General features: G+C 62.5%; 4 protein-coding genes. All 4 read right to left on the bottom strand.

Translation table 11 applies throughout. The annotated features are described in order from the left end of the window. Positions 1–236: hypothetical protein (locus tag DES52_RS22255; protein ID WP_211317986.1), on the bottom strand; the 236-nt coding region annotated here is incomplete at its 3' end. Positions 237–244: 8 nt separating this feature from the next. Next, positions 245–2512, bottom strand: coding sequence for a putative Ig domain-containing protein (locus tag DES52_RS22250; RefSeq protein WP_110889029.1), 2268 nt, complete (start codon positions 2510–2512; stop codon positions 245–247). A gap of 8 nt (positions 2513–2520) precedes the next feature. Beyond that, the gene (locus DES52_RS22245; RefSeq protein WP_110889028.1) at positions 2521–5685 is read right to left on the bottom strand and encodes a delta-60 repeat domain-containing protein; all 3165 of its coding nucleotides are present in this window, start codon (positions 5683–5685) and stop codon (positions 2521–2523) included. Between the two features lie 9 nt (positions 5686–5694). After that, on the bottom strand, positions 5695–8240 hold a 2546-nt coding region (locus DES52_RS22240), incomplete at its 5' end, for a beta strand repeat-containing protein (protein WP_211317985.1).

Genomic DNA, 8240 nt, shown 5'->3' with positions numbered 1-8240 from the left:
GCGTCGAAGTAGGGGGTGGTGGTGGGGACGACTTGCACGTCGAGACCAGCGGGAATGCTGGTGAGGTCGAGGGCACGTAGGGTGTCCGCGTCGGGCCGCACCCACTCAACGCTGGGGTCTTCACCGGCCGCCACTTCGATGAAGCCGAGGACTTGAGGGCCAGTGTGAGGTGCTGGGGTGGGGGTGGTAGCGCACCCTGCGAGGAGCGCCAGGGCAAGCAAAGGGAGCTTCTTCATCACATCTCCTACGGCTGGTACCGCACCAACGTGATACCGTCACCCGATCCAGCGGCAACAAGCTTCCCGTCTGGCTGAACCGCCAAGGCCCTTACTTCATCGTTATAGACGCTCATTGCCGTGGTGACCTTGCCGCTCGTGCCGAAGGTGGTGTCGAGCGAACCGTTGCTGTTGTACCGCACCAACGCGAAATCATAGGTCGAGCCGTTGATGGTCCGTCCGGCGGCGATGAGCTTCCCGTCGGGTTGCATCACCAACGCGTAGGCATAGTCATTCGACGTTCCGATGGGCGTGGTGACCTTACCGCCCGAGCCGAAGGTAGTGTCGAGGGTACCGTTGCTGTTGTACCGCACCAGCGCGAAGTCAAAGTTCGAGCCGTTGGAGGCTTGTCCGGCGGCGACGAGCTTCCCGTCCGGTTGCATTACCAACGCGTGTGCTTGATCATCCGATGTCCCGATAGGCGTGGTGACCTTGCCGCTCGTGCCGAAGGTGGTGTCGAGCGAACCGTTGCTGTTGTACCGCACCAACGCGAGGTCAGAGTTCGAGCCGTTGTAGGTGGCTCCAGCGGCGACGAGCTTCCCGTCGGGTTGCATCACCAACGCGTAGGCAAAGTCATTCGACGTTCCGATGGGCGTGGTGACCTTGCCTCCCGAGCCGAAGGTAGTGTCGAGGGTACCGTTGCTGTTGTACCGCACCAACGCGAAGTCAAAGTTCGAGCCGTTGAAGGTGGCTCCAGCGGCGACGAGCTTCCCGTCCGGTTGCATCACCAACGCGTAGGCTTCTTCACCCGACGTTCCGATGGGCGTGGTGACCTTGCCGCCCGAGCCGAAGGTGGTGTCGAGCGAGCCACTCGCCGAGTTCACCGTGATGGTGATTGCCTTGCTGGCCGTGCCGCCGCCGCTGTTCGTCACCTGGAAGGTCACGTTCGTCGTCCCGACCGTAGTCGGCGTGCCACTCACCACACCCGTACTGCTATCAAGCGACAACCCCGCGGGTAGGGGGCTGCCTTGCGTGAGGCTGTACGTCAGTGTCAGGTTCTGAGAATCGCTCGCCGTGACGGTGAAGTTCGCGCTCTGTCCTTGCGTCAAGCTTTGATTCTCAACCGTCACGCTTGGCGGGGTGGCCGTCACGCTCAAAGTCACGGTCTTCTCGTCGAACTCCCCGCTGGCGTTCGTCACCCTCCATGTCACATTGGATGTCCCGTAACTCGACGGCGTACCGCTGACTGCTCCTGTGCTGCCGTTGAGATTCAATCCTGCCGGGAGCGCTCCTCCCGCGACGGTGTACGTCAATGTAGAGCTCTGCGGGTCTGATCCACTCACGGCGTACGTCACGGCTTGCCCTTGTTGAAATACCGCGTTACTCGCTGTCAAGGAAGGACGTGTCAACAGCGTCGTCGTGGTCGTACTCGCCGTGCCCGCCACGCGCACGTTGCTCAGTTGCGTTCCACCCGGCAAGTTCGACCCGGGTAGTTTGACGAGGTCGAAGCCCGCTGGAACGACACTCCTCCCCGCAACGGTGCCTGTCAATTGCTCTTCGCTGCTCTGCACCACCCTCGCGTTCGTTGTGTTGTCGGCGACGACCAAGTACAGCATCGACGCGCTCTTGGGCGTGTTCGCACTCGTGGTGATCGGCGTCTTGAACGCCAGTGTCACCCGCCCATCGAACTGATTGAGGGCCGGGTTGCCCGGCAGGGTCTTGTCGTACGCGTCGCAGTTCACGTCCAAGCAGTGCCGCACCCCGAAGCCCCACGGGAACGCGGAGGAAAACGAGCTGATCTCGCTTTCACTGAACAGTTGCAAGTCCGCGCCGAGCGATTCGACAGCACTCGCTCCTTGCATGCGGTGGGTGGGTCGTAGGCTACGCGCGACGTCCACGCTGGTGATGGCCGCTCCTGCGGCGTTGCGCATCGAGACGATGGCGGTGTCGCCGAGAGTAGTGGTGTTGTCGAGGGCGAGGAAAGTGACGTTTTTGAGTTCACTGTTGAGGGTGCTGCCTTTACCGTTTCGCACTTTGAGGTGCGAGTACAGGTAGCGGGTGCCGCCCGCGTCGAAGAAGGGGGTGGTGGTGGGCACGACTTGCACGTCGAGGCCAGCGGGAATGCTGGTGAGGTCGAGGGCACGTAGGGTGTCCGCGTCGGGTCGCACCCACTGCACGGCGGCGTCCTGCCCGGCGGTGACTTGCACGATGCCCAGCACGCGAGGACCGGTGGGAGCTTGAGGTGGCGTGGCGCAGCCGATGAGGAGCGCCAAGAGCAGCAAAGAACACTTCTTCATCACATCTCCTACGGCAGGTACCGCACCAACGCGACGTCGGTGTTCGAGCCGTTGGAGGCGTTCCCAGCGGCGACGAGCTTCCCGTCCGGTTGCATTACCAACGCGCGGGCAAAGTCATCCGAAGTCCCGATGGGTGTGGTGACCTTGCCGTTGGTGCCGAAGGTGGTGTCGAGGGTGCCGTTGCTGTTGTACCGCACCAACGCGACGTCCCAGTTTGAGCCATTGTGGGTGGATCCAGCGGCGACGAGCTTCCCGTCGGGTTGCATCACCAGCGCCTGGGCAAAGTCACTCGACGTTCCGATGGGCGTGATGACCTTACCGCCCGAGCCGAAGGTGGTGTCAAGGGTGCCGTTGCTGTTGTACCGCACCAACGCGACGTCATAGGCCCCGTTGTAGGTGTGCCCAGCGGCGACGATTTTGCCGTCGGGTTGCATCACCAACGCGGAGGCATAGTCATCCGAAGTCCCGATGGGCGTGGTGACCTTGCCGTTGGTGCCGAAGGAGGTATCGAGGGTGCCGTTGCTGTTGTACCGCATCAACGCGACGTCATAGTTCGAGCCGTTGGAGGCGTACCCGGCGGCGACGAGCTTCCCGTCCGGTTGCACCACCAATGCGACGGCAAAGTCGTACGACGTTCCGACGGGCGTGGTGACCTTGCCGTTGGTGCCGAAGGTGGTGTCGAGGGTGCCGTTGCTGTTGTACCGCACCAACGCGACGTCCTCGTTCGTGCTGTTGGAGGTGACTCCAGCGGCGACGAGCTTCCCGTCGGGTTGCATCACCAACGTATAGGCTCTGTCCTGCGCCGTCCCGAAGTCCGTGGTGACCTTGCCGTTGGTGCCGAAGGAGGTATCGAGGGTGCCGTTGCTGTTGTACCGCACCAACGCGACGTCGGTGTTCGTGCCGTTGAAGGCGTACCCAGCGGCGACGAGCTTCCCGTCCGGTTGCATCACCAACGCGTTGGCATAGTCATCCGAAGTTCCGACAGGCGTGGTGACCTTGCCGCCCGAGCCGAAGGTGGTGTCGAGCGTGCCGTTGCTGTTGTACCGCACCAACGCGACGTCCCAGTTTGAGCCATTGTGGGTGGATCCAGCGGCAACGAGCTTTCCGTCCGACTGCATCACCAACGCGTAGGCTTCTTCACCCGACGTTCCGATGGGCGTGGTGACCTTACCGTTCGTGCCGAAGGTCGTGTCGAGCGAACCACTCGCCGAGTTCACCGTGATGGTAATTGCCTTCGATGCCGTGCTGCCGCCGCTGTTCGTCACTTGGAAAGTCACGCTCGTCGTCCCGACCGTCGTCGGCGTGCCACTCACCACGCCAGTACTGCTATTCAAAGACAAGCCAGCGGGGAGCGTGCTGCCTTGTGCGAGGCTGTACGTCAACGTCAAGCTCTGTGGATCGCTCGCCGTAACGTTGAAGTTCGCACTTTGTCCTTGCATCAGCGTCTGGTTGCCGACGGTCACGCTCGGCGGGGTGGCCGTGATCGTGAGGGTGATGGTCTTGGTGGCGCTCGCCCCACCGCTGTTGGTGACTTGGAAGGTCACGGGGAAAGTGCCGAAGACGCTGGGCGTGCCGCTGACTTGTCCTGTCGAGGCACTCAAGGACAACCCGGCGGGCAAGGTGCTGCCTTGTGCGAGGCTGTACGTCAACGCCAGGTTCTGCGGGTCGGTGGCCGTGACGTTGAAGTTCGCACTCTGTCCTTGCGTCAAGCTTTGATTCCCAACCGTGATGCTCGGCGCGGTGGCCGTGACACTAAGGGTGACCGTCTTGCTGGCGACGCCCCCACCGCTGTTCGTCACCTGGAAGGTCACGGGGAAGGTGCCGAAGACCGTCGGTGTGCCACTCACCACACCCGTGGAGGCATTGAGCGACAGTCCAGTAGGCAGGCTACTGCCTTGAGCGAGGCTGTACGTCAACGCCAGGTCTTGCGGGTCGGTGGCCGTGACGTTGAAGTTCGCACTCTGTCCTTGCGTCAAGCTTTGAGTTCCAACCGTCACGTTCGGCGGGGTGGCCGTCACGCTCAAGGTCACGGTCTTCTCGTCGAACTCTCCGCTGGTGTTCGTCGCTCGGAACGTCACAGACGAGGCGCCGTAACTCGACGGCGTACCCGAGATCGCTCCCGTGCTCGCGTTCAACGTGAGGCCAGTGGGCAGTGTCCCGCTCGACACGGTGTACGTCAACGTAGAGTTCTGCGGGTCCGACGCGGTGAGGGCGTACGTGACCGCTTGCCCCTGCGCGAAGGTCGCGTTGCTCGCCATCAGGGAAGGACGTGTCAACAGCGTCGTCGTGGTCGTACCCGCCGTGCCCGCCACGCGCACGTTCCCCAGCTGCGTCCCACCCGGCAGACCTGACCCGGGCAGTTTGACGAGGTCGAAGCCTGTCGGGACAGTGCTTTTCCCGGCGACGGTGCCTGTCAGTTGCTCTTCGCTGCTCTGCACCACCCTCGCGTTGGTCGTGTTATCCGCGACGACCAAGTACAGCATCGACGCGCTCTTCGGCGTGTTCGCACTCGTGGTGATCGGCGTTTTGAACGCCAACGTCACCCGCCCATCGAACTGATTGAGGGCCGGGTTGCCCGGCAGGATCTTGTCGTACGCGTCGCAGTTCACGTCCAAGCAGTGCCGCACTCCGAAACCCCACGGAAAGCTGTTCGTGAAATTGCTGATCTCGCTTTCGCTGAACAGTTGTAAGTCCGCGCCGAGCGGTTCGACCGCACTCGCTCCTTGCATGCGGTGGGTGGGTCGCAGGCTGCGCGCGACGTCTACACTGGTGATGGCCGCTCCTGCGGCGTTACGCATCGAGACGATGGCGGTGTCGCTGATGGTGCTGGCGTTGTCGAGGGCGAGGAAGGTGACGTTTTTGAGTTCGGCGTTGAGGGTGCTGCCTTTACCGTTTCGCACTTTGAGGTGCGAGTACAGGTAGCGCATGCCGCCTGCGTCGAAGTAGGGGGTGGTGGTCGGGACGACTTGCACGTCGAGGCCAGCGGGAATGCTGGTGAGGTCGAGGGCGCGCAGCGTGTCCGCGTCAGGTCGCACCCACTGCACGGCGGCGTCCTGCCCGGCGGTGACTTGCACGATGCCCAGCACGCGAGGACCGGTGGGAGCTTGAGGTGGCGTGGCGCAGCCGACGAGGAGTGCTACGGCCAGCAGGGAAACGTTCTTGGTCATGTTCATGTGCGTCTCCTACGGCAGGTACCGCGCCAGCGCGAAATCGTAGCTGGTCGAGCTGTTCAAGGTGTATCCAGCGGCGACGAGCTTCCCATCCGGCTGCAGAGCCAGCGCGAGGGCACCATCGTTCCCAGATCCGATGGCCGTGGTGACCTTGCCGCTCGAGCCGAAGGTCGTGTCGAGCGAGCCGCTGGTGGTGTACCGCGCCAATGCGAAGTCGTTGTTCGAGCCGTTGGAGGTCAGTCCAGCGGCGACGAGCTTCCCGTCCGGCTGCAGAGCCAACGCGAGGGCCGTATCGCTCCCGGATCCGAATCCTGTGGTGACCTTGCCGCTCGAGCCGAAGGTGGTGTCGAGCGAGCCGCTGGTGGTGTACCGCACCAACGCGAAATCGTCGTTCGAGCCGTTGAAGGCGTACCCAGCGGCGACGAGCTTCCCGTCCGGCTGTACCACCAGCGCATTGGCGTAGTCTTGCGACGTCCCGACGGGCGTGGTGACCTTGCCGCCCGAGCCGAAGGTGGTGTCGAGCGAACCGTTGCTGTTGTACCGCACCAACGCGAAGTCATCGTTCGTGCCGTTGAAGGCCCGTCCGGCAGCAACGATTTTGCCGCTCGATTGGAGCGCCAGCGCGAAGGCGATGTCGTCCGACGCTCCGATGGGCGTGGCGATCTTGCCGATGCCGTTGAAGGTCGTGTCCAAAGCGCCGTTCACTTCGTACCGCGCCAACGCGAAGTCGTAGTTGGAACCGTTCGTCGCAAACCCGGCGGCAATCAGCTTCCCGTCCGATTGCACCATCAACGCGAAGATGCCATCACTGGAAGATCCAAAGTCTGTAGTGACCTTGCCACCCGTCCCGAAGGTCGAGTCGAGTGTGCCGCTTGCGGTGTATCGCACTAGGAGGAAGTCGTCGTTCGAGCCGTTGAAGGTGCGGCCAGCAGCTACAATCTTCCCGTCCGATTGCACGACCAACGCGAGGGCCAAGTCATCCGACGATCCGATGGCCGTGATAACCTTGCCGCCGGAACCGAAGGTCGTGTCCAAGGTGCCGTTCACGCTGAACCGCGTCAGCGCGAGGTCCAAGTTCGTGCCGTTGTTGATGTATCCAGCCGCAACGATCTTCCCGTCCGCTTGAACCGCCAAGGCCCTCACTTCGTCGTAGTAGACGCTCATCGCCGTGGTAACCTTGCCGCCCGTCCCGAAGGTCGTGTCGAGCAGACCACTCGTCGAGTTCACCGTGAGGATGATGGTCTTGCTGGCCGTGCCGCCCCCGCTGTTCGTCACCGTGAAGGTCACGCTCGTCGTCCCGGCCGTAGTCGGCGTGCCGCTCACCACACCCGTACTGCCGTTTAAGGACAAGCCCGCGGGCAGCGTGCTGCCCGCCGCGAGGCTGTAGGTCAACGCCAAGTTTTGCGGGTCGGAGGCTGTGACATTGAAGTTCGCACTTTGCCCTTGCATCAGAGTCTGATTGCCTACCGTGATGTTCGGCGGCGTCGCGGTGATCGTGATGGTGATTGTCTTCGTGGCGCTTGCCCCACTACTGTTCGTCACTTGGAACGTCACGGGGAAGGCGCCGTGCCCGGTTGGTACTCCGCTGACGACACCCGTTGAGGCATTCAAGGACAACCCGGCGGGCAAGGTGCTCCCCGATGCCAGGCTGTACGTCAACGTGAGGTTCTGCGGATCGCTCGCCGTGACGGTGAAGTTACCGCTTTGCCCTTGTGCCAGTATCTGATTACCGACGGTGATGCTTGGTGGAGCGATGACGACGATTCCAGCCGTCTTCGATGCCGTGCCGCCGCCGCTGTTCGTGACTTGGAAGGTCACGTTCGTCGTTCCTGCCGTGCTGGGCGTGCCACTTACGACGCCAGTACTGCTATTCAAGGACAAGCCAGCGGGGAGCGTGCTGCCTTGAGCGAGGCTGTACGTCAACGCCAGATTTTGCGGGTCGGAGGCCGTGACGTTGAAGTTCGCACTTTGTCCTTGCATCAGCGTCTGGTTGCCGACGGTGAGGCTCGGCGCGGTGGCCGTGATCGTGAGGGTGATGGTCTTGGTAGCGCTCGCCCCACCGCTGTTGGTGACTTGGAAGGCTACGGGGAAAGTGCCGAAGACGCTGGGCGTGCCACTCACGATGCCCGTGCTGCTATTGAGGGACAACCCGGCGGGCAAGGTGCTGCCTTGTGCGAGGCTGTACGTCAACGCGAGGTTCTGCGGGTCGGTGGCCGTGACATTGAAGTTCGCACTCTGTCCTTGCGTCAAGCTCTGATTGCCGACCGTGAGGCTCGGCGCGGTGGCAGTTACGGTGAGTGTCACAGTCTTGTTAGTAACGCCCCCACCGCTGTTCGTCACTTGGAAGGTCACGGGGAAGGTGCCGAAGACGGTTGGTGTGCCACTCACCACACCGGTACTGCTATTCAAGGACAGTCCAGTAGGCAGGCTACTGCCTTGTGCGAGGCTGTACGTCAACGCCAAGTCTTGCGGGTCGGAAGCTGTGACGTTGAAGTTCGCACTCTGTCCTTGCGTCAAGCTTTGATTCCCAACCGTGACGTTCGGAGGGGTGGCCGTCA

It is taken from the genome of Deinococcus yavapaiensis KR-236, assembly GCF_003217515.1.
Taxonomy (GTDB): domain Bacteria; phylum Deinococcota; class Deinococci; order Deinococcales; family Deinococcaceae; genus Deinococcus_A; species Deinococcus_A yavapaiensis.
Note: the sequence above shows the minus strand (reverse complement) of the source record. Positions and strands in the feature narration are given on the sequence as shown.

Bases quoted from the DNA above. Each gene is read 5' to 3' on its own strand.
- DES52_RS22250 (WP_110889029.1), bottom strand. From the start codon at position 2,512: ATGAAGAAGTGTTCTTTGCTGCTCTTGGCGCTCCTCATCGGCTGCGCC.
- DES52_RS22245 (WP_110889028.1), bottom strand. From the start codon at position 5,685: ATGAACATGACCAAGAACGTTTCCCTGCTGGCCGTAGCACTCCTCGTC.